This is a genomic window from Hymenobacter glacieicola (genome assembly GCF_014640315.1).
GTDB lineage: Bacteria > Bacteroidota > Bacteroidia > Cytophagales > Hymenobacteraceae > Hymenobacter > Hymenobacter glacieicola.
This window is the reverse complement of the sequence record NZ_BMGS01000010.1, coordinates 186,939-205,475: the sequence shown is the minus strand read 5'-3', so window position 1 is coordinate 205,475 and position 18,537 is coordinate 186,939. Positions and strand designations below refer to the sequence as shown.

15 protein-coding genes are annotated in these 18,537 nt (G+C 60.7%); 6 read left to right on the top strand and 9 right to left on the bottom strand.

The window, feature by feature from the left end:
* Positions 1-62: 62 nt before the first annotated feature.
* Genes IEW18_RS17995 through IEW18_RS17985 form a run of 3 tightly spaced genes read right to left on the bottom strand, consistent with a single transcriptional unit; the run spans position 63 to position 2,347 of the window.
* Positions 63-1,064: a zinc-binding dehydrogenase gene (locus IEW18_RS17995; RefSeq protein WP_188559260.1), complete on the bottom strand. Its 1,002-nt coding sequence runs from the start codon at positions 1,062-1,064 to the stop codon at positions 63-65.
* A gap of 48 nt (positions 1,065-1,112) precedes the next feature.
* Positions 1,113-1,523: a thiol-disulfide oxidoreductase DCC family protein gene (locus IEW18_RS17990; protein WP_188559259.1), complete on the bottom strand. Its 411-nt coding sequence runs from the start codon at positions 1,521-1,523 to the stop codon at positions 1,113-1,115.
* Between the two features lie 56 nt (positions 1,524-1,579).
* Positions 1,580-2,347: a Dph6-related ATP pyrophosphatase gene (locus tag IEW18_RS17985; RefSeq protein ID WP_229728829.1), complete on the bottom strand. Its 768-nt coding sequence runs from the start codon at positions 2,345-2,347 to the stop codon at positions 1,580-1,582.
* Between the two features lie 105 nt (positions 2,348-2,452).
* Between IEW18_RS17985 and IEW18_RS17980 the strand changes: the two genes are divergently transcribed.
* On the top strand, positions 2,453-2,773 hold the full coding sequence (locus tag IEW18_RS17980; RefSeq protein WP_188559258.1) for a hypothetical protein: 321 nt from the start codon (positions 2,453-2,455) through the stop codon (positions 2,771-2,773).
* A 125-nt stretch (positions 2,774-2,898) separates the two neighbouring features.
* Here the strand turns inward: IEW18_RS17980 and IEW18_RS17975 are convergent, their stop codons facing one another.
* Positions 2,899-3,408 carry a DUF4126 family protein gene (locus tag IEW18_RS17975; RefSeq protein WP_188559257.1) on the bottom strand — a complete coding sequence of 170 codons (510 nt, stop codon included), beginning with the start codon at positions 3,406-3,408 and terminating at the stop codon, positions 2,899-2,901.
* A 347-nt stretch (positions 3,409-3,755) separates the two neighbouring features.
* On the opposite strand from IEW18_RS17975, the gene IEW18_RS17970 reads away from it, so the two are divergent.
* Positions 3,756-4,349 carry a hypothetical protein gene (locus tag IEW18_RS17970; protein WP_188559256.1) on the top strand — a complete coding sequence of 198 codons (594 nt, stop codon included), beginning with the start codon at positions 3,756-3,758 and terminating at the stop codon, positions 4,347-4,349.
* A gap of 77 nt (positions 4,350-4,426) precedes the next feature.
* Here the strand turns inward: IEW18_RS17970 and IEW18_RS17965 are convergent, their stop codons facing one another.
* Complete coding sequence (locus IEW18_RS17965) at positions 4,427-6,280, bottom strand: DUF885 domain-containing protein (protein WP_188559255.1); 1,854 nt, start codon at positions 6,278-6,280, stop codon at positions 4,427-4,429.
* Between the two features lie 144 nt (positions 6,281-6,424).
* Between IEW18_RS17965 and IEW18_RS17960 the strand changes: the two genes are divergently transcribed.
* Positions 6,425-7,141 carry a 3-ketoacyl-ACP reductase gene (locus IEW18_RS17960; RefSeq protein ID WP_188559254.1) on the top strand — a complete coding sequence of 239 codons (717 nt, stop codon included), beginning with the start codon at positions 6,425-6,427 and terminating at the stop codon, positions 7,139-7,141.
* Positions 7,142-7,547: 406 nt separating this feature from the next.
* Here the strand turns inward: IEW18_RS17960 and IEW18_RS17955 are convergent, their stop codons facing one another.
* Positions 7,548-8,795, bottom strand: a complete 1,248-nt coding sequence (locus tag IEW18_RS17955; RefSeq protein WP_188559253.1) for a carboxypeptidase-like regulatory domain-containing protein — start codon at positions 8,793-8,795, stop codon at positions 7,548-7,550.
* Positions 8,796-9,017: 222 nt separating this feature from the next.
* Here IEW18_RS17955 and IEW18_RS17950 point away from each other — a divergent pair, with 222 nt between their 5' ends.
* From IEW18_RS17950 to IEW18_RS17940, 3 genes are all read left to right on the top strand, one after another.
* Positions 9,018-9,767, top strand: a complete 750-nt coding sequence (locus IEW18_RS17950) for a superoxide dismutase (RefSeq protein ID WP_188559252.1) — start codon at positions 9,018-9,020, stop codon at positions 9,765-9,767.
* 220 nt (positions 9,768-9,987) lie between these two features.
* Positions 9,988-11,010 (top strand): alkaline phosphatase D family protein, encoded by a 1,023-nt coding sequence (locus tag IEW18_RS17945; protein WP_188559251.1) that lies wholly within the window; start codon positions 9,988-9,990, stop codon positions 11,008-11,010.
* Positions 11,011-11,313: 303 nt separating this feature from the next.
* On the top strand, positions 11,314-14,496 hold the full coding sequence (locus IEW18_RS17940) for a serine hydrolase domain-containing protein (protein ID WP_229728828.1): 3,183 nt from the start codon (positions 11,314-11,316) through the stop codon (positions 14,494-14,496).
* Positions 14,497-14,786: 290 nt separating this feature from the next.
* Here the strand turns inward: IEW18_RS17940 and IEW18_RS17935 are convergent, their stop codons facing one another.
* The 3 genes from IEW18_RS17935 to IEW18_RS17925 all read right to left on the bottom strand — a co-directional run bounded on the left by IEW18_RS17935 (position 14,787) and on the right by IEW18_RS17925 (position 18,436).
* Positions 14,787-15,845, bottom strand: coding sequence for a hypothetical protein (locus IEW18_RS17935; protein WP_188559250.1), 1,059 nt, complete (start codon positions 15,843-15,845; stop codon positions 14,787-14,789).
* Positions 15,846-16,657: 812 nt separating this feature from the next.
* Positions 16,658-17,164 (bottom strand): DUF2059 domain-containing protein, encoded by a 507-nt coding sequence (locus IEW18_RS17930; protein ID WP_188559249.1) that lies wholly within the window; start codon positions 17,162-17,164, stop codon positions 16,658-16,660.
* Positions 17,165-17,257: 93 nt separating this feature from the next.
* Positions 17,258-18,436, bottom strand: coding sequence for an acyltransferase family protein (locus IEW18_RS17925; RefSeq protein WP_188559248.1), 1,179 nt, complete (start codon positions 18,434-18,436; stop codon positions 17,258-17,260).
* Positions 18,437-18,537 lie beyond the last annotated feature (101 nt).

Here is an 18,537-nt window from a genome sequence, read left to right as displayed (position 1 = left end):
TTTCATTCCGAAACACAGGGGCTTTCTGTTACTTTTTCAAGAAATTAATCTTCTGATTATCATTACTTTACTCGCAGCACTAGCTTACCAAACTGGAGCCCTTCGGCCATGCGGCGCAGGGCCTGCTCGCCCTCGGCCAGGGGGAAGGTTTCGTCGATGACAGGCACGATGGAATGCTGCTCAAAGAGGCGGATCATGGCGCTGAAATCCGGGGCCGTCCCCATGGTGGAACCCAGCACGGAAAGCTGCTTCCAGAATATTTTGCGGGCCGCTACTTCCGGAATGTCGCCCTGGGTAGCGCCGTAAAACACGAGGCGTCCCCCGGGCACAGCGGCATCTATCAGGTCGTTGAAGCCGGGGCCCGCAGCGCTGTCCACAATTACATCGAACCCGCCGCCAGCCTGCTTGCTGAGGATGGCGGGCCACTTCTCGGTTTTGTAGCTGATGCCTGCTTTGGCGCCCAGGGCCACGGCTTTGGCAATTTTCTCCTCGGAGCCCGAAGTAACCCATACTTCGGCCCCACTGGCCACGGCCATTTGCAGGGCCAGCAGCGCTACTCCGCCCCCTACCCCACTGATGAGGACCCGCTCGCCGGGTTGCAGGCCCGCCCGGGTAAACACCGCCCGGTAGGCCGTAACGCCGCCCAAGGGCAACGCCGCCGCCTGCTCAAAGCTCAGATGAGCCGGCTTGGCCTGCACCTGCTCGGCGGCCACGCACACAAACTCGGCAAACGTACCGTCCTGCGGCAACCCCAGAATCTGGAAGTCGCGACCCTGGGCGGCGGGGTTGTCGCCCCAGTGCTGCCCGGGATTAATCAGGACGGGCTGCCCCAGCAAGCTGGCATCAACTCCCTGACCAAGCGCGGAGACGGTGCCGGCCCCGTCGGAGCCCAGGATGATGGGAAACTTCAGCCCGGCATACTGGCCCTTCTGAATCCAGACGTCGCGGTGGTTAAGGGCGGCAGCGTGCAGCTGCACTTGCACCTGGCCGGGGCCGGGTTGCGGGGTAGGAACTTCCTGAAGCGTGACGGGCTGACCAATTCCTTCGAGCACGAGGGCTTGCATGCAGTGGGGTACTAAGTGAATAAAGGGAGTAAGCAATCAAAAGGGAATTTACAGAAAGCGGGCCCGCAGCTCCGGGGTAGGCAGCCAGCAGGCGTCTTGGCGGCCAAACCAGCGGTAGCGGTTGCGGGCAATCAGGCGGTACACGGCGTCGCGCAGGAAGCGGGGAAACAGCTGGCCAAGGGTACCCACCACGCTCCAGCCGCCGCTCAGCCGCTGCAACACGCCCAGGGCAGCCGCCGAGTGCGTGTGGGCGCGGCCGCCCTCCACCAGAATCACCGAATCGGGCTCGGTTTGGGGCTGCAGGCCGTGGGCCCGGAGCAGCTCCTGGCCCGCCGCCGACTGCAGGGAAGCAAAGCGGAAATGGCCGGCGGCATCGTGCTCAATAACAAACTGCACAAAGCTATTGCACAGGTTACACACTCCATCAAAGAGGATGGTGGCGGAAGGGGCAGTTGACATAGGAGAACGAGCTAAGCTGAGGGTGGTAGTGAAATACCGCGTGGCCCGGCGGTTTGTTATGGTGCAGCTGGCCCCACCGGAAGCAGGTCGCAGTACCAGAAGCCGGTAGCAAAGGGCGAATTGGCGGGCTCATCGTCGGGACCGGGGCAGGTAGCAGCGCTGCTGGCCGGCGCCTGATACGTGCGGCGTACCAGTTCGCCCCGCTCAAACGGAATAGGACTGCTGAAATACGGCGCGTTGAAGACAAAGCTGTGGTACTCCCCGTTTTCCCCACAGGCATCAACGCCGGCCGGCAAATCCCGCAGAAACTCTTCGTTGAGCAGGCGCCCGCAGAAGCTGGAGTCCAGAAACTTTTCATTGACGCACACCACTACGGCCCGAAAGCCCAGGTCAAGGTACTCACGCAGCAGGTCGGCCGCGGGGCGCTGCCACAGCGGAAATACGGCCTGCATGCCCAACTGGGCCAGCTGCTGCTCCCGGTACCGGCGCAAATCTTCCAGGTAAATATCCCCGAAGATAGAATGCTGAATGCCCTGGGCCTGCAGCGGGGCCAGCGTGGCGCGCATACGCTGTTCGTACTCGGCCATGTCGGGCATTTCAGGCAGCTCCAACTTGGTGAGCGGCAGGCCAATGCGGCGGGCCTGGGCTTCCAGCAGTTCCACCCGCACGCCGTGCATGGATACGCGGCCGTAGTGGGCGTTTACGCTGGTTAGCAGGGTAGTTACTTGCAGGCCCGGATTGCGCAGGGCATGGTAGAGGGCGAGGGCCGAATCTTTGCCGCCGCTCCAATTCAGCAGGGCGGGGGCGGGGGTAGCACGGGTCATGCGCAATAATACAACGCCGGAGCGGGCTACTCCGTGTAACTGAAACCGGCGGCTTCCCGTCTTACTCATATATTCTTTCTTCTCCGGACCTTCTCTAACCATAGTATGAAACGCATCTTCCCCCTGTTTTTTGCCGCCGGCCTGCTGTCCTCCCTCGCCTCCTGCGACTATTCCAATACACCGGGCAAAGACCCGCAGACCACCCAGGACTTCTCTACCTACCAAAAGGCCCGCCCCGCTGAAACCATGCGCGACAGTGTCAGCAACGGCGACGAGGCCTACACGCCCATTGGCACCGGCTCGGCGGAGGACCAGAAAAAATCTACGGATGCGGCCCTGGAAGGCCAGCCCAACAATGCCAACTCCCCCGTGGGCGACATGCCGTCCGACAACACGGAGGTCAAAAGCACTACCCGCGAACAATAAGCGGACTTTGTGCCCCCAGCAGCCGGTCCATGAGCTGGCTGATTGCAGCCCGTCAACCACGATAAAAAGCGGCCCTGAACTAGTTCGGGGCCGCTTTTTATCGTGGTATAGCTCGGCGTCCGGGCTTAGAGTACCCAGCGCCGGGGCTCGGGCTGGCCGGCATGGGTGCCTTTGGCCAGGGCCAGGCCGGCGCCAAGGGTGAACAAGTCTTCGAGGCCGCCAATCAGGCCCCCGGGCAGCCCGGAGCCTTCAGTCGCCTTTTTCCGGAGCATAAAGCTGAGGTAGCTGGCCGCCACAGCCGCCACGCTGCCCACGAGGGCGCCGCTGAGCGGTTTGTCGTGGTTGATTTTGTAGAGGGTAGCACCTACTAAAGCGCCGGCGGCAGCGCGGCCCACCAGGGCCGTGGGGGTAATCCGGTCGGGCATTTGGGGCAGTTTGTCGGCCGTCATTTCGCTGGCGGCCAGCACTTTCAGCCCGTGAGCTACCAGGGGTTTTTGCAGCCAGCGCAGCGGCGAACCGGCCAGGGCATGCGGATGATACTGCAGGAGGTTGCTGCTCAGCAGGGCCGGCGCGGTCATGCTCCGGAAGCCGGCAATGGCACCAAGTCCTACGGTTTGCCACAGATGCTTGCTCATAGTGAAGGGTATTGCGGGTGAACTCAAAGAATACTGCTGCCTTTAACGGGCGCCCCAGCTGAATGGGTCTCGCTAGTTGACGGCTGGTGCTGCCATTGCCTTCATTGGGGCGCCGTAGCCCACTGCTGCTTTGTTACTTCACCCTGGCCAAGCAGGGTAAGTGGGCTGCGGCTGTCGGAGCTGTGGGTCATTAATTTTTACCTGCTATCATACTCATCCATAAGCAGTTACTACGTTTTTACACGGAGAACAAACCGTACTTCTTCGGGCGATTTACGAGTAAATCCGCCCCTCTCTCCTGCGTACTATCCCTACACCGATTCTTCTCACACCATACCACAGCAGCTATGAAACACAAATGGATGTCCGTTCTAATGGCGTCTATGCTTTGGGGCTCCCTCGCCCTAACGGCATGCGACGACGATGACGACTCAAGCTCAGGGGGTAATACTACCTCAGGCACTACTACTGGCACCACCTCGGGTACTACATCTGGTACAACCACTGGTACTACGTCCGGCACAACTAGCGGTACCACATCTGGCACTACGGGTACGACCAGCAGCACTACCGGCACCACGGGTACTACTTCTGGTACTACAGGTACCACTTCCGGCACGACCACCGGCACCACGACCACCGGCACCACAACCGGAACTACCACGGGAACCACGACCGGAAGCACTACGGGCTCAACCACCGGCAGTACTACGGGTAGTACTACAGGTACAACCACCGGCACCACGACAGGTACTACTACGGGAACAACCACCGGTTCTACTACAGGCACAACGACTGGGGGTACCACAACCGGCGGCACCACAACGGGTGGTACCACGACGGGTACTACAACCGGCGGCACTACAACGGGTGGCACCACAACCGGCGGTACCACAACGGGCGGTACTACAAGTGGTGGTACAACAGGCGGTACTACCTAAGCAGCTTGCAACCGCTTCGTGACACAAAAACGGCAACCCAATGAGTTGCCGTTTTTGTGTCACGAAGCTATTTGAGCTTATTTCTGATTGGCGGCCCAGGTATCCATTTTGCGCTCTAGCACAGCTAAGGGCATTACCCCATCCTTGAGCAGTTCATCATGGAAGTTGCTGAGGCTGAAGTGGGCCCGGTTCTGGCCTACATACTTCTCCCGCAGCCGGTCGTTATGCGCGCCGAGCTGCTTCTCATACTTCTCGCGCAGCTCCCGGATTTTCAGGGCCCCGATTTTGTAGCTCAGGGCCTGGCCCGGAATGGCCATGTAGCGCTCAATTTCGGCGGTGGCCCCTTCCTCACTGATGGCCTCATTGGCCAGCATGTAGGCAATGGCTTGCTCGCGGGTCATGTTTTTGGTGTGCATGCCCACGTCCACCACCAGGCGCACGGCGCGGTGCATCTCGTCGCCGAGGGCGCCCATGTACTGGTACGGATCGGTGTACAGGCCGAGCTCCTTACCCAGGCTTTCGGTGTAGAGGGCCCAGCCTTCCCCCATGGCCCCGTACCAGGCAAAGCGGCGGAACTTGGGCAGGTCGGTGTTTTCCTGCTGCAAAGAAATCTGGTAGTGGTGGCCCGGAATGGCCTCGTGCAGGAACAAGGACTCCATGCCCGAGGTGACGTTGAACTTCGTGGCGTCAACAATGGGGATGTAGAAGATGCCGGGGCGCGAGCCGTCGGGACTACCCTGGTTGTACTCGGCGGAAGCGGAGGCGGCGCGGAAGGCTTCTGTCTGCCGAATTTCGAACGGCGTTTTGGGCGTGCGGCCGAACATCTTCTTCAGGTTAGGCTGCATTTTGGCCTGAATGGCTCGGAAGGCGTTCAACACATCTTCCGGCGTTTTGTAGGGCATGAGCTTAGGGTCCGACTTCAGGGAAGCAAAGAAGGCCTTCAAGTCGCCGTTGAAGCCGACCTGCGCCTTCACCTTCTCCATCTCGCCCCGAATGCGGGCTACTTCCCGCTGGCCGGTCTGGTAGATTTCCTCCGGGGTTTTATCCGTGGTAGTCCACGTTTTCACGTAGTACTTGTAAAGCTCAGGGCCGCCCGGAATGGCCGCAATGCCCGTGCTGGGGCGGGACTTGGGCAGGTATTCCTTTTCCAGAAAGTCGCCTAGCTTTTTGTAGGTAGGCACCAGTTCCTCCGAAATGGCCTTTTTATACGCTGCCGTCAGGCGGGTTTTGTCAGCGTCGCTCAACCCGGCGGGCAGCTTCTTGACGGGGCCGTAGAACAGGCTCTGAGTAGGGTCCTGGGTTTCCATGGCCCGCATCTGCGGAATCATTTTCACGACCAGGGCCCGGGGCAGCACCACACCGGCTTTCATGCCCTGACGGAAGTTGCTGATGGCCGTATCAGCCCACACCGTGAAGCCGCGCACCCGGCCCAGCCAGTTGTCGTAGTCTTTGGCCGTTTTGAAGGGCTGCACGCCCTCACCCGAGCCGAACTGGCCCAGAGTAATGGGCAGGCCCCAGAACTGCTGGAAGGGTATCATCCAGGTGTTCAGCTTCAGGCCTTCCAGCTTGTTTTCCAGGTCGTACTGAAAAATATCGTAGCTGATTTTATCATTGGCCGACAGCTCCTCGCGGTTGAACTTCTGGAGTCCGTCGAGGTACTTCTGGTAGAAGGCCTGCAGCTTGCCCCGAAACTCCCGGGTGCCGTCGTTGGGTAGCTGGTCGTTGTAGCGGTTGTCGCCTTGGGTGGTGGCATCCAGGGGAAACAGCCGGGCGTTTTCTTCCCAGTAGGCCGTAAACAGCCCAGACAGGTCTTTCACATCGGCCAGGTTGGTTTCCGTAGCAGCGCCGGTTTCGGCCGCGTTTTTTTGTTGGGGGTTGCAGCCAGCCAGCAGTGCCCCGGCCAAGAGGCCGGTCAGGGCAATTTTTTTCATTAACGCAAGGAAAGTAAAGGTGAGGCCGGAAGGTAAGTAGCCGAAGCCAAATGCCAAGCACGCCCCCGGGCCTACCCCGCCCCATAACCGAAACCGCCCGGCCCGGTTATACAGCGACATCACTAGGTAACATAGCACACACCAATGGAAGCACTCACTGGCAAAACGGCCCTGGTAACGGGCGCAGGCAAAGGAATCGGACGGGCCATAGCCGTGGCCCTGGCTAAGGAAGGCGTACAGGTGGCCCTGCTGGCGCGCACTGAAAGCCAGCTCCAAGAGGTAGCCCAGGAAATAGCAGGCTTCGGCGGTAAAGCCGTGGCCCTAACCGCCGACGTGGCCGACCGCGCCGCCGTAGAGGCGGCCGTGGCCCAGGCCCTGCAGGAGCTGGGCTCGATTGACATCCTGATCAACAACGCCGGTATTGGCACCTTTGCCAAGCTGGTTGACATGGACCCGGCCGAGTGGGAAAAGATCATCCAGGTGAACCTGCTGGGCACCTACTACACTACCCGCGCCGTGCTACCCCAGATGATAGCCCGCGAAACCGGCGACATCATCAACATTGCCTCGACGGCGGGCCAGCGCGGGGCCGCCACTACCAGCGCTTACAGCGCCTCTAAGTTTGCCATTCTGGGCCTTACGGAGTCCCTGATGCAGGAAGTGCGCAAGCAGAACATCCGCGTGTCGGCCCTTACCCCGAGCACCGTTGCCACGGAACTGGCCATCAGCAACAAGCTCACCGACGGCAACCCCGAGAAAGTGATGCAGCCCGAAGATTTGGCGGAGTTCGTAATTTCTCAGCTCAAGCTCAACCGCCGTATCTTCATCAAGGAAGCCGGCATGTGGAGCACCAACCCGTAAAAAGGGCAGATAGAGAGCAGTTAAAAGGTGGCCGAGACTCAGAAGGGCGTTATGTTGAGCGCAGCGGAGTCGAAGCATGACAGCCAAATGGTTTTTCTTGAAGCACCACTTACTAGGGTGCGTGGATAGTAACTCAACAAAGCCGTCATGCAGAGGCGCAGCCGAAGCATCTCGCTCGGCTAACGTTGCCAAAGTAAACCCAACGATTCGAGCGAGATGCTTCGGCTGCGCCTCTGCATGACAGTCTCTTTTTGAATTAAAAGTTCTTCCTGTTCATGCAGCCTACCGTAGGTAAGAATACTGCTTGCTGCTACCTTAAGAATAAGCGGCAAACATGGCAGCACTACAACAGAAAAGGCCCGTAACAGCTGTTACGGGCCTTTTCTGTTGCGGAAAGTATTGCCTGCTATTGCAGCTTGTTGGTGGGTTTGGCGGCGGGCTTTTTAACCATCGTGCCAAAAGCGCCGCGCTTTTCGAAGGCCGCAATTACCTCGTCCTCGGCCGGGGTGCGCTTTACTACCGGGTTGTTGGCCCAGAACTCGGGGTCGTAGGGCTTGGCCCGGATGGCGTCCAGGTCCCGGTCGGTGAGGCTGGCGCGGGCGTAGGGCAGGCGGACGGGCGTCGTCGACTGGTCGTAAAAGAAGGTAAACGACGAGACGGTAAGGGCCAGGGGTTTCTTGCCGGGCTCGGTCAGGTCGGTGGTCAGGTCCATTTTCATCAGCTCCAGAGGTGCTACGCTGCCCTTACCGCCCGGATGAAACGACATTTCAATGGTCAGCTTGGCGTTTTCGAACTTCTGCCGGGGGTTGTTGGTGGAACCCGTAAAGCTGGGCTGCACCATGCGGTAGCGCACTACCTGGTTGGTTTCAATATCAATCCAGATGGTGCCCTGGGCCCGGTACTTCACCTCGGGGCGGGTTTCAAACGAAATTTCCGCTACCCCGCCAGTCGAGTCCTCGCCCACAATGCCTTTCAGTTCCAGCAGGTAGTTTTTCTCCACGTTAGGGCTCAGCAAAGCCAGCGACGTGGTGCTGTCCTGCTGGGCATCGAAGAGGCCAAACTTGCGCGTGTATACCGAGAAATTGCTCAGGTTAATGGGGGCCGGCCGGCCAGCGTAGCGGCCCTGGGCCAGGGTGGTGCCATCAATGCGCGCCGGGTTCGATTTCACGTTCCAGACTACCTCCTGCAGCTCCGTAGGCTCGTTGTCGATGCGGGTGGTTTGGCGGTAAAAGGCCTTGCCGTAGTAGGAGCGGCGGTAGTTGCGCTGCAAGTTGCGGAAGGCCCGGTCGACGAGCTGGAAGGGGAAGCTAGCCACTTTCACCTCGGGCAACACCACCGTTGCCGGGGCCAGCATAATATCCAGAATAGCATTGGAGGAAACCCGCACCGTGTCGCGGACGTGGTTCAGCTCCGAAAAGAGCAAGGTGGCCGGCAGCTCCTTTACCACCAGAAAAAACTCCCCTTCCATGTTGGTGGTCGTGCCGTTGGTGGTGCCGGGCACGGCCACGCTGGCGAAGGGTAGCACTTCCTTGGTTTCTTTGTCGCGCACTACCCCGCGCAGCTGCACCTGGGCCTGGCTCAGGTGAGCCGCGCCAAGCAGAACTGCCAGCAGGAAGAAGGAGACGACGGAAGGGCGCGCGAGGAATTGACGCAAAACAGAAGGTAAGCGGACTGGCAGCATAGCAAGCAGCAAAAAAAGAGAACGGTACACTGACCGGAATAACGCGGGCCTGACCCAAAACCGTGCCCGCTTAGACAAAAGTAGGCGCTAAACGCAACAGCAAGGCCCCAATGCGGGTAAGTAGTATACCTTGGGCTGCGGCTCCGGCGTTGGTCGGGTTGTCAGTCCTTCCACATTTCCTTCTCTCCTACTCTCATGCTGAAGCGAGATTTCCTGAAAAACGGCCTGTTAACTGTGGTGGGTGCTTTGGTAAGCCCCGCAATACTGGCCGCCGCCCACGAAGAAAAGCTGCTGCGCGAAGCCCGCGCCACGCCCATAGCCGACGGCCCCTTCACCCTGCCGGCCCTGCCTTACGCCTTCAACGCGCTGGATCCTCACATCGACGCCAAGACGATGGAGATTCACCATGATGCGCACCACAAAACCTACGTTTCCAAGCTGAACGAGGCGGTAGCCGGCAAGCCCGAAGAAAAACTGAGCCTGGCCCAGCTGCTGGCTTCGGCCAGCAAGCAGCCCGATGCCATCCGCAACAATGCCGGCGGCCACTGGAACCATTCGTTCTTCTGGTTGCTGCTCGACCCTAAAGGGGGCGGGCAACCCACCGGAGGCCTGGCCGCGGCCATCAACAAGGACTTCGGCTCCTACGAGAAATTCCAGGACGAATTCACCAAGGCTGCTACCGGCCGCTTCGGCTCCGGTTGGGCCTGGCTCATCCACGACAAGAAATTGGGTAAGCTGGCCGTTACCTCCACACCCAACCAGGACAACCCCCTGATGGACCTGTCCGGCATTCAGCGCGGCACCCCGCTGCTGGGCCTGGATGTGTGGGAGCACGCCTACTACCTCAAGTACCAGAACAAGCGCCCCGATTACGTAAAAGCCTTCTGGAACGTCATCAACTGGGCCGAGGTAAACCGCCGCTTCGACGAAGCCCGGAAAGGGTAAACTCCTCTGTAGCAACACAAAAAAAGCCGCCGCCATCATCTTGGTGGCGGCTTTTTTATTGAGTTGACTGTAGAGTACCAGGCAGAGGCAGGCCCGCAGCAGCTCGCTCGGCTGGGGTGGACATGGTAGTGTGGGCAGGTTAGGGGCAAAAGGGGAGGTAGGTAGATTAGCAAATTGCCACCCCGCGCAGCTAGGTTCTTGGCTGATGCATCTTTACGGCATGAAAACGACCCTGACCTGCCTGCTGGCCGCTGGTGTTCTCGTGCTGATGCGCCCGGCGGCTACCGCGCAAAAAGCCAGCCACGACCTGCGCATCGCCTTTGGCTCCTGCAACCGCCACGATTTGCCCCAGCCCCTCTGGGACGATATTGCCCGGGACAAGCCCAACGTCTGGATCTGGCTGGGCGACAATATCTACGGCGACTCCGACGACCCCGCCGTGCTCAAAGCCAAGTACGACGCCCAGCTCCGCCAGCCCGACTACCGCCGCCTGCGCGAGCAAGGCACGACCGTTATCGGGACCTGGGACGACCACGACTACGGCCGCAACGACGGCGACAAAAATTACCCTTTCAAAGCCCAAAACCAGCAGCTGGCCCTCGACTTCCTGCAGGAACCCGCCGGCAGCCCCCGGCGCCAGCAGCAGGGCATGTACGCCGCGTACGAGTATAAGGCGGGCAAGAAAAAAATCAAGGTAATTCTGCTCGATGACCGGTATTTCCAGGACCCACTTACCCGCGACGCCCAGCAGGTCTACCACCCCAACCCCACCGGCGACATCCTGGGCGAGGCCCAGTGGCTGTGGCTGCAAGCCCAACTCCAGAACTCTGATGCCGACGCCCACATCATTGCCTCCGGCATCCAGTTTCTACCCCAGGAGCACCGCTTCGAGAAGTGGGCAAACTTCCCGGCCGCCCGGCAGCGCTTCCTCGGCCTGCTGGCTGCCACCCGGGCGAAAGGCGTGCTGCTCATCAGCGGCGACCGGCACATCGGAGAAGTCTCGAAAGTAGCCGTGCCCAGTGTGCCCTACCCCGTGTACGAGGTTACCTCCAGCGGCCTGACCCACCCCGCCACCCACAACACGGCCGAGGCCAACCAGTACCGCGTGGGACCTTTGGTGAACGAGAAACACTACGCCCTTTTTCAGTTTCAGCCCAAAGGCAAGCGGCTGTTCCTCACGACCTCACTGCGGGGCGACGAGGGTAAAGTGTTTTACTCGGAGAAGATAGAGGTAGGCAAGTAGCGGGTAGGCAGTAAGACGGGCAAGTAGCAAAAAGGTAAAGAGTAAATAGACCGTCATGTCGAGCCCCGCGAGACATCTCGCTCGGCTGATGTTGCAATGGTAATCCAACGTCTGCCGAGCGAGATGTCTCGCGGGGCTCGACATGACGTTTTGGAGAATCGTGCGAGATGTCTCAACCAGCTCGGCATGACGTTCCTATTCCCAGCGGAAGGGCAATTATCCGTCAACTGGGTAATCGGCCTGCCTTTCCCCTTCAATTCCGCTAAATTCGCAGCCTACCCATTCTAACCGCTGCAACTGCCCTTGTCCTTCACTCGCTCCCTCCCGTTTCTGTGGCTGCTGCTGGCGCTGCTGAGCTCCACCGACAGCTCGGCCCAGCGCCGCCAGAAGTCATCTAGTAATAAGACAACCACTACTAACCTTACCCGTCGGGCCCCGGCGACCAAGGCACCAGCGGCGGCACTTAAAGTGGCCGGTGGTAAAAAAACTCCCCCCGCCAAAAGCCGCAACCAGCCCGTGCCGTTTGCCGGGCAGCTGGGCCAGTCGCGCTGGGTTGATTCGGTGATGAAGACGCTCACGCCCGATCAGCGGGTAGCGCAGCTGTTCATGGTGGCCGCCTACTCCAACCGCAAGCGGATTGATGAGGACTCCATCTCGGCGCTGATTCAGCAGTACGGCATCGGGGGCCTGATTTTTTTCCAGGGCGGCCCGGTGCGCCAGAGCAAGCTTCTGAACCGCTACCAGAGCCAGAGCAAAGTGCCCCTGCTGGTGGCCATGGACGCCGAGTGGGGCGTGGGCATGCGCCTCGACAGCGTGCAGCGCTTCCCTTACCAGATGAGCATGGGCGGCGTCCGCGAAAACCAGCTGGTGTACGACATGGGCACCGAGGTAGCGGCGCAGTTCAAGCGCCTGGGCATGCACGTCAACTTCGCGCCGGTGGTCGATGTGAACAACAACGCCCAGAACCCCGTCATTGGGTACCGGAGCTGGGGCGAGGACCGGCAGAGCGTCACGGAGAAGAGCTACCTCTACATGAAGGGCATGCAGGACGCGGGCGTGCTGGCCGTCGCCAAGCACTTCCCCGGCCACGGCGACACCGACACCGACTCTCACCTGGCCCTACCCCTGCTGCGCATCGACAAGAAGCGCATCGACACCCTGGAGCTCTACCCCTTCAAAAGCCTGATTCAGCGCGGCATTGGGGGCATGATGGTGGCCCACCTCAACATTCCGGCCCTCGATACCACAGGCCTGCCTTCTACCCTGTCCAAACTCATCATCCAGGGCTTGCTGCAGCAGAAGCTGGGCTTCGAGGGCATTATCTTCACCGACGCCATGAACATGAAGGGCGTCATCTCGAAGTACCCGCCCGGCGACGCCGACCTGCGCGCCCTGCTGGCCGGCAACGACATTCTGGAGTTCAGCAAGAACATTCCGCTGGCCCTACGCATGGTGCGCGAAGCCATCAACAAGGGCCAGCTCAGCCAGGCCGACCTGGACGCCCGCTGCCGCAAGGTGCTGGCCCTGAAAGAGTGGGCCGGCCTGCACAAGTATCGCCCCATTGACCTGCGCCATATCACCCAGGACCTGAACACGCCCCACGCCCAGTACCTAAGCCAGCGCCTCACGGAGCTGAGCGTGACGGTGCTGCGTAACCAGCGGAGCCTGCTACCCCTCCAGCGCCTCGATACCCTGCGCCTGGCCACCCTCACCATCGGCACCAAGGACACCACCGACTTCCAGCGCATGGCGGCCGACTACGCCCCCGTGCGCCACTTCTGGCTGCCCGCCGCTCCGAGCATCGACGAGCTGACGCGCATGCGCGAAACCCTGAAACCCTACAACCTAGTGCTGGTGGGCCTGAACAACCTGGGCCGCCTGCCCGCCACCAACTTCGGGGTAGCGCCGGAAACCAACGTGCTGCTGCGCGAGCTGGGCGGCAAGGGCCAGAAGCTGGTCGTGACGGTATTTGGCTCGGCGTACGCCGTGGCGAAAGTCCGGGACCTGGACCGCGCCGATGCGGTGGTGCTGGCCTACCAGGAAAGCAAAAACGCCCAGGACGTAGCCGCCGAAGTCATTTTTGGGGGCGTGTCGGCCAGCGGCAAGCTACCCGTCACGGTTTCCGACCGGTACCCATACGGCGCGGGGCTGGCTACCAAAGGCGGCATCCGACTGCGCTACAGCTTCCCTGAAGCCGTGGGCATGAACAACAACCTGGAAGCCCGTGTGGACTCCATCATGAACGGGGCTGTGGCCGCCCGCGCCTTTCCCGGCGGCGAGGTAGTCATTGCCCGCCGCGGGGTAGTGGTGCTGCGCAAAAGCTACGGCACCCACTCCTACCCCGCAGCCGCCGGGGCGCCCGCCCGCCCCGTCCGCAACACTGACCTCTACGACCTGGCTTCCGTGACCAAGGTAGCGGCGGCGCTGCCTTCCTTGATGAAGCTCCAGGACGAAGGCAAGTTCAATCCCGACATGACCCTGGGCCAGCTGTTCCCGGAATTCAAAGGCACCAATAAAGAAAGCCTGAAGCTGCGCGACGTGCTGACCCACCAGGCCCGGCTGAAAGCCTGGATTCCGTTCTGGCGCGACTACACCAAGCCCCGCGGCCTGTTCAATTCGCTGTTTGGCAAAAGCCCCGCGGCCAAGGACGTTTCGGCCACCCAGCCCGCCGAAATGAGTCGCCACTTTTTCCGCCCCGATTCTTCGGCCCGCTTCCCGCTGCCGGCCGGCCCCGGCCTGTGGGCCCGGAAGGACTTCCCGGAGCGCATCACCCGAGCCATTGCCGAGTCGCCGCTGAACGAGAAGCCAGGCTACGTGTACTCCGATTTGTCGTTTATCATGTACCCGCGCTTTGTCAAAGCGGCTTCGGGCAAGGCCATTGACCAGTTCGTGACGGACGAAATCTACCGGCCGCTGGGCGCTACTACCCTGGGCTACAACCCTACCCGCCGCTTCCCGCTCAGCCGCATCACCCCCACCGAGTACGACTCCCTGTTCCGCCACGCCCAACTGCACGGGACCGTCCACGACGAAGGCGCGGCCCTGCTGGGCGGCCTTTCGGGCCACGCCGGCCTGTTCGGCAACGCCAACGACCTGGCCAAGCTGGTGCAGCTCTACGCCTGGAACGGCCGCTACGGCGGGCAGCAGCTTCTCAAGCCCGAAACCCTGGCCGAGTACACCCGCTGCCAGTTCTGCCCCGATAACCGCCGCGCCCTGGGCTTCGATAGGCCCGCCGCTAACCCCACGGTGAACTCGGCCAAGAGCGTTTCCCAGCTTAGCTATGGGCACACCGGCTTCACCGGCACCTACTTCTGGGTCGACCCCAAGGAAGAGCTGACCTGCATCGTACTGACCAACCGCGTAAACCCTACCCGCCGCAACAACAAGATAACCGAGCTGAGCGTCCGCTCCGGGGTGCTGCAGGTGGCGCTGGAAAGCATCCGGCAGGCCCGGAAACAGGCCGTTGAAACGACGGTAGAGGAATAGCTAACGAGCCATACGACCCTACCTTGCCAAGCGACAAAGCCAGCTCCCAATCGTGGGGCTGGCTTTGCTGCTTAATACGAGCGTGTTTGAAAACTGTCCTGCTCAATCTGGCGCCTGCATGTGGAAACAGAACACCATCCAAACAGGCGCCACGGCTTCATCTTAGTTTTCAAAAGGATAAAGTTGCCGTTTGACTGCTAAGAGGTCGGGAGTAAACAGTTGTAACGATTAACCCAGGTTCCTTCCTCCCGGTGGCTGACAGAGCAGACAACCACTTATTTATCCGACACTTATACCACCGGAGCGCTGGCCACGGCCAAGTCGTGCGGTACGGCGCGGCGGCCCCCAATGGCGGCAGCAGCGGCACCTAGCCCAAGGCCGAGGGCCATTAGCAAGGCGGCCTTGGATAATCCTTCGGCGGCTTGGTCGCCGGTTTGCCGGGCTTTGGCTTCGGCCTGGGTTTTGGCTTGGTCGAGTTTGGTGCGTGCCTGCCGGGCCGTGCTGATCCAGTTATCCACAATACGCTCCGACTCGGCGCGGCTTTTGCCCGTGCGCTGCATCACCACATTTACCGCGGCGTCACGGTCGGCGGCGTCCCCAATGTTATCGGCCCGGCTGGTCAGGCGGTCAATTACGTCGTCGAAGTTATCATCGGCAGCCTGCGGATTCTGGGCGCTCTGGGCGGCTTCGGACTTTACTTCCCGGCCAGCGGCGGCAGCCTGCCGCTCCAGGTTATCGGGGTTCAGCTCGGCCTTGCCCGTCTGGCGCAGCAGCTGCCGGGCCTCGCGCTTCAGGTCACTAACCTCAATGCCCCGCTCCTGTAGCTCCTCTTTGATGGCGGCACCGGCTTCCGGAGCCACAGCGGCCAGGCCCCGCCCGGCCCCCGTCAGGGCCCGGCCGGCCGCGCCAGTTACGCCCCCAATAATGCGGCCAACGGCGGTTGTCAGCAGATAGAACGTGAGCAGGGTAACCACGGCCCAGGTAAGCAGACCATGGAGTAGCCCGTCGGTGGGGCGGGGTATGCCCGCCAGTCGACTGGCCACCGTAGCGCCCAAGTACAACGATATCAGCATGCTTACGGCCCACCAAATAACGGCGCCAATGCCCATGCCAGCCATGGGGTTTTGCTCTTCCAGCGGATCAACAGTGCCCATGCCGATTCCCAGACCTAACAAACTCAGGGACAACTGAATTACCAGGGCCAGCACGGCTCCGGCCAGAATAGCCCCCCAGGAAATGCGCTTTACGGCGGGCACAATGCCGGTCCCGCCCGGCTGCACTCCGTGGTAGACGTCGGAGTGAGTGCTGAGCAGTTGGGTGGGGTTGTGGGAGTTAGAAAGTGTCGTCATACGGCGGTTTGGTTTTGCCGGAAGCAGTAGGCCCCCCAACAGTAGATGCAGATAAGATGTTTACGTACGGTTCAGTCTGTTTATCAAACAGTTAACTTTACGACTTTACGTTTTTATAGTTTGAATTAATCAATATTTAATTGTAATTATATAATTTCACTACACCTTATGGGGGCTTGCAAACCGCTCCTATACTAGCTCCACGAGCAACTACACTCCGTCCGGCCCGGTAGCGGAAGCCCTTGCGGATGCTACCGTGTGCGCTACTCAGCAGAGCAATAAATCAGCCTCATCAGCCTAGGACAACCGGCCCGACGGTCTTCCGCCGCCGGGCCAGGGTACCCTGCACGAAGCGGCCCTGGTTGAGCCGGGCGCGGGGTGGTACTAGCTGGCTTACCTATTTTTAAAGAGCCGCTCCTGGTTGTTTCCACAACAATTAGCCTGGTTTTGCAGCCGGCCCGCTCAGTGTGCATTTCCCTGCGCGCAACGGGGCCGCAGGAACACCGGCCACGTAGCGCACCACCGCCGGAACTGGACTCCGTGGGTTCGCCGGTTACCATTGGGGCTTCCCTCGGCGAATTGTTAGCGCAGGCCCGGCAACTGATTTATGAGCGCCCTTTGCCGGGGTAGCGGCCGCAGGCTAGGCGCGTAGCCTGCGGCTCAGCCACTACGGCAGAGCCCCAGCAGAGCAGCCTCCTTCGTTTACCGAATGAGTGCTACCCTCCTGGGGCTCCGCTTACTTTGCTTCCGGCAATTTTGTGCGCGGCTAGAGTTATTAGTGGTGCTTATCGCGCCACTTGGTGGCTGGTCTGCTACTTCACTGCTCCCGGCGGCTGCGACTTGAGCTTTTCGGCAATGGCCTGCTGCAGCTCAGGCAAGTGTTCCTGCATGCGCTTCTGCCCGATTTCCATGCCAGCGGCCATTAGCTCGGGCATTTTGGTAATGGTTTTGCGGCCGGTCGGTGTTTGGTAGAACTTGGTCAGCTCCCTGAGTTCTTTTTCCGTGAACTCGCGGGCGTAGAGCTGCACCATGTCCTCCTTCATTGAGGGCCAGCTCATGTATTTGGTGAGGTAGGCGCGCATTTCCGGCTCCACGGCTTTCATGCCCGGGTTCTGCTCCAGCTGGGCGGAGAGCATTCGGTCGATGGTGGCCGACAGGTTTTTCTCGGAGTCGGTAGCCGCCAACAGCTCCTCGGCCGCTTTGCGCTGCCCAGCCGAAATAGGCGCGGCCGCCGCGCCCGTAGCCGAAGCCGTCGATTGGGCTGTGGCGGCTGGGGCAGCGAAGGCCAGCCCCGCCGCCAGAATCAGGTAGTTTTTCATACTACAGAGGTACGAAATAGCTGTCAGAAAGATAACAATTGGGCAGGTAGAAAGAGCAGCCCAACGCACCGTATCATCCTCCTTTTTTTCGCCTTATACCTTGATTATAATATTGCGCCGGTACATCAGCCACAGCACTCCCAGCCAGATCAGCACGCAGGCAAGGGCCCCGGCCAGGGAGGCATTAACCGGGCTAAAGTAAGGCACGAAAAACGTCTGGTACAGCCAGTCGCGCAGGCCAAGGGGCTGCCCGGTGGGACCCGCTACCTTCACCATGTTCAGCAAACGCGGAATCAGGCCCGAGAGGAAAAACACGGTAATAGCATTCACGCCGTACACCAGCGGGGCCTTGATCCAGCGGCGGTAGCCCTGCACATCGGTCAGCCAGTACAGGCCGGCCAGCACGGCTAGGGCCAAGCCGCCGGTGTACAGCACGTAGGAGCTAGTCCAGAGGCTTTTATTGATGGGGAACCAGCCGTTCCAGACCAGCCCCAGCACCGTGCAGGCCCCGCCCACCACAAACAACCAGGCTACTTTGGTGGCGGGCTCTACCTCGCGGCGGCGCAACCACTGTCCGGCCAGTACCCCCAGCAAACCCGTGCCAATAGCAGGCAAGGTGCTCAGCAGCCCTTCCGGGTCCCAGGTACGGCTTTGCTTCCAGAGGTGAGCCTCCCCGAGCACCGTTCTATCAAGCCAGGCGCCCAGGTTGGTGCCCGCTTCCAGATTGGCCGGACCGTAGCCCGGCACGGGCACCAGTTGCAGCAGCACATTGTAGAAGATGAGCACGAAGGCCAGGAGCCCGATTTGCTGGCGGCGGGAAGTTTTCAGGAACAGGATGCCGCAGACCAGAAACACCACCGCAATGCGGGCCAGCACGCCCGGAATACGCACGGTGCTAAAATCGAACTTCGGAAACAGGGCCGAAAACAGCCCCAGCCCGAACAGAATGGCTGCCCGCTTGAAAATGCGCGCCAGGGTGCGGCCGTGCGTTTCCGGCTGGCGCCGGGCCCCGTCCAGGGCGTACACAATGCTAACTCCGACAATGAACAGAAAGAAGGGAAAAATAAGGTCGGTGGGGGTGCAGCCGTGCCAGTGGGCGTGCTCCAGCGGGGCGTAAATGTGGCCCCAGTCGCCGGGGTTGTTCACCAGAATCATGGCCATGACCGTCAGACCCCGAAACACGTCGAGGCTGACGAGGCGGCCGGGCTGGGAGGCCTCAGCCAAGGGCAAGGCGCCGGTGGTCTGGGTGGCGGCCTGGGTAGTAGTTTGCATAGGCAGGATCAGGAAGAAGTGGGAAAAGCGCCCGGAATAAGGAGTGAGAATTGGGGCGGGGCAAGGCCAGGAAAGTTGGCGCTTTGCCACCGGGATTCAAA

Bases quoted from the DNA above. Each gene is read 5' to 3' on its own strand.
- IEW18_RS17995 (WP_188559260.1), bottom strand. From the start codon at position 1,064: ATGCAAGCCCTCGTGCTCGAAGGAATTGGTCAGCCCGTCACGCTTCAG.
- IEW18_RS17945 (WP_188559251.1), top strand. From the start codon at position 9,988: ATGAAAACGACCCTGACCTGCCTGCTGGCCGCTGGTGTTCTCGTGCTG.
- IEW18_RS17960 (WP_188559254.1), top strand. From the start codon at position 6,425: ATGGAAGCACTCACTGGCAAAACGGCCCTGGTAACGGGCGCAGGCAAA.
- IEW18_RS17935 (WP_188559250.1), bottom strand. From the start codon at position 15,845: ATGACGACACTTTCTAACTCCCACAACCCCACCCAACTGCTCAGCACT.
- IEW18_RS17925 (WP_188559248.1), bottom strand. From the start codon at position 18,436: ATGCAAACTACTACCCAGGCCGCCACCCAGACCACCGGCGCCTTGCCC.
- IEW18_RS17950 (WP_188559252.1), top strand. From the start codon at position 9,018: ATGCTGAAGCGAGATTTCCTGAAAAACGGCCTGTTAACTGTGGTGGGT.
- IEW18_RS17930 (WP_188559249.1), bottom strand. From the start codon at position 17,164: ATGAAAAACTACCTGATTCTGGCGGCGGGGCTGGCCTTCGCTGCCCCA.
- IEW18_RS17985 (WP_229728829.1), bottom strand. From the start codon at position 2,347: ATGACCCGTGCTACCCCCGCCCCCGCCCTGCTGAATTGGAGCGGCGGC.
- IEW18_RS17965 (WP_188559255.1), bottom strand. From the start codon at position 6,280: ATGAAAAAAATTGCCCTGACCGGCCTCTTGGCCGGGGCACTGCTGGCT.
- IEW18_RS17970 (WP_188559256.1), top strand. From the start codon at position 3,756: ATGAAACACAAATGGATGTCCGTTCTAATGGCGTCTATGCTTTGGGGC.
- IEW18_RS17975 (WP_188559257.1), bottom strand. From the start codon at position 3,408: ATGAGCAAGCATCTGTGGCAAACCGTAGGACTTGGTGCCATTGCCGGC.
- IEW18_RS17980 (WP_188559258.1), top strand. From the start codon at position 2,453: ATGAAACGCATCTTCCCCCTGTTTTTTGCCGCCGGCCTGCTGTCCTCC.
- IEW18_RS17990 (WP_188559259.1), bottom strand. From the start codon at position 1,523: ATGTCAACTGCCCCTTCCGCCACCATCCTCTTTGATGGAGTGTGTAAC.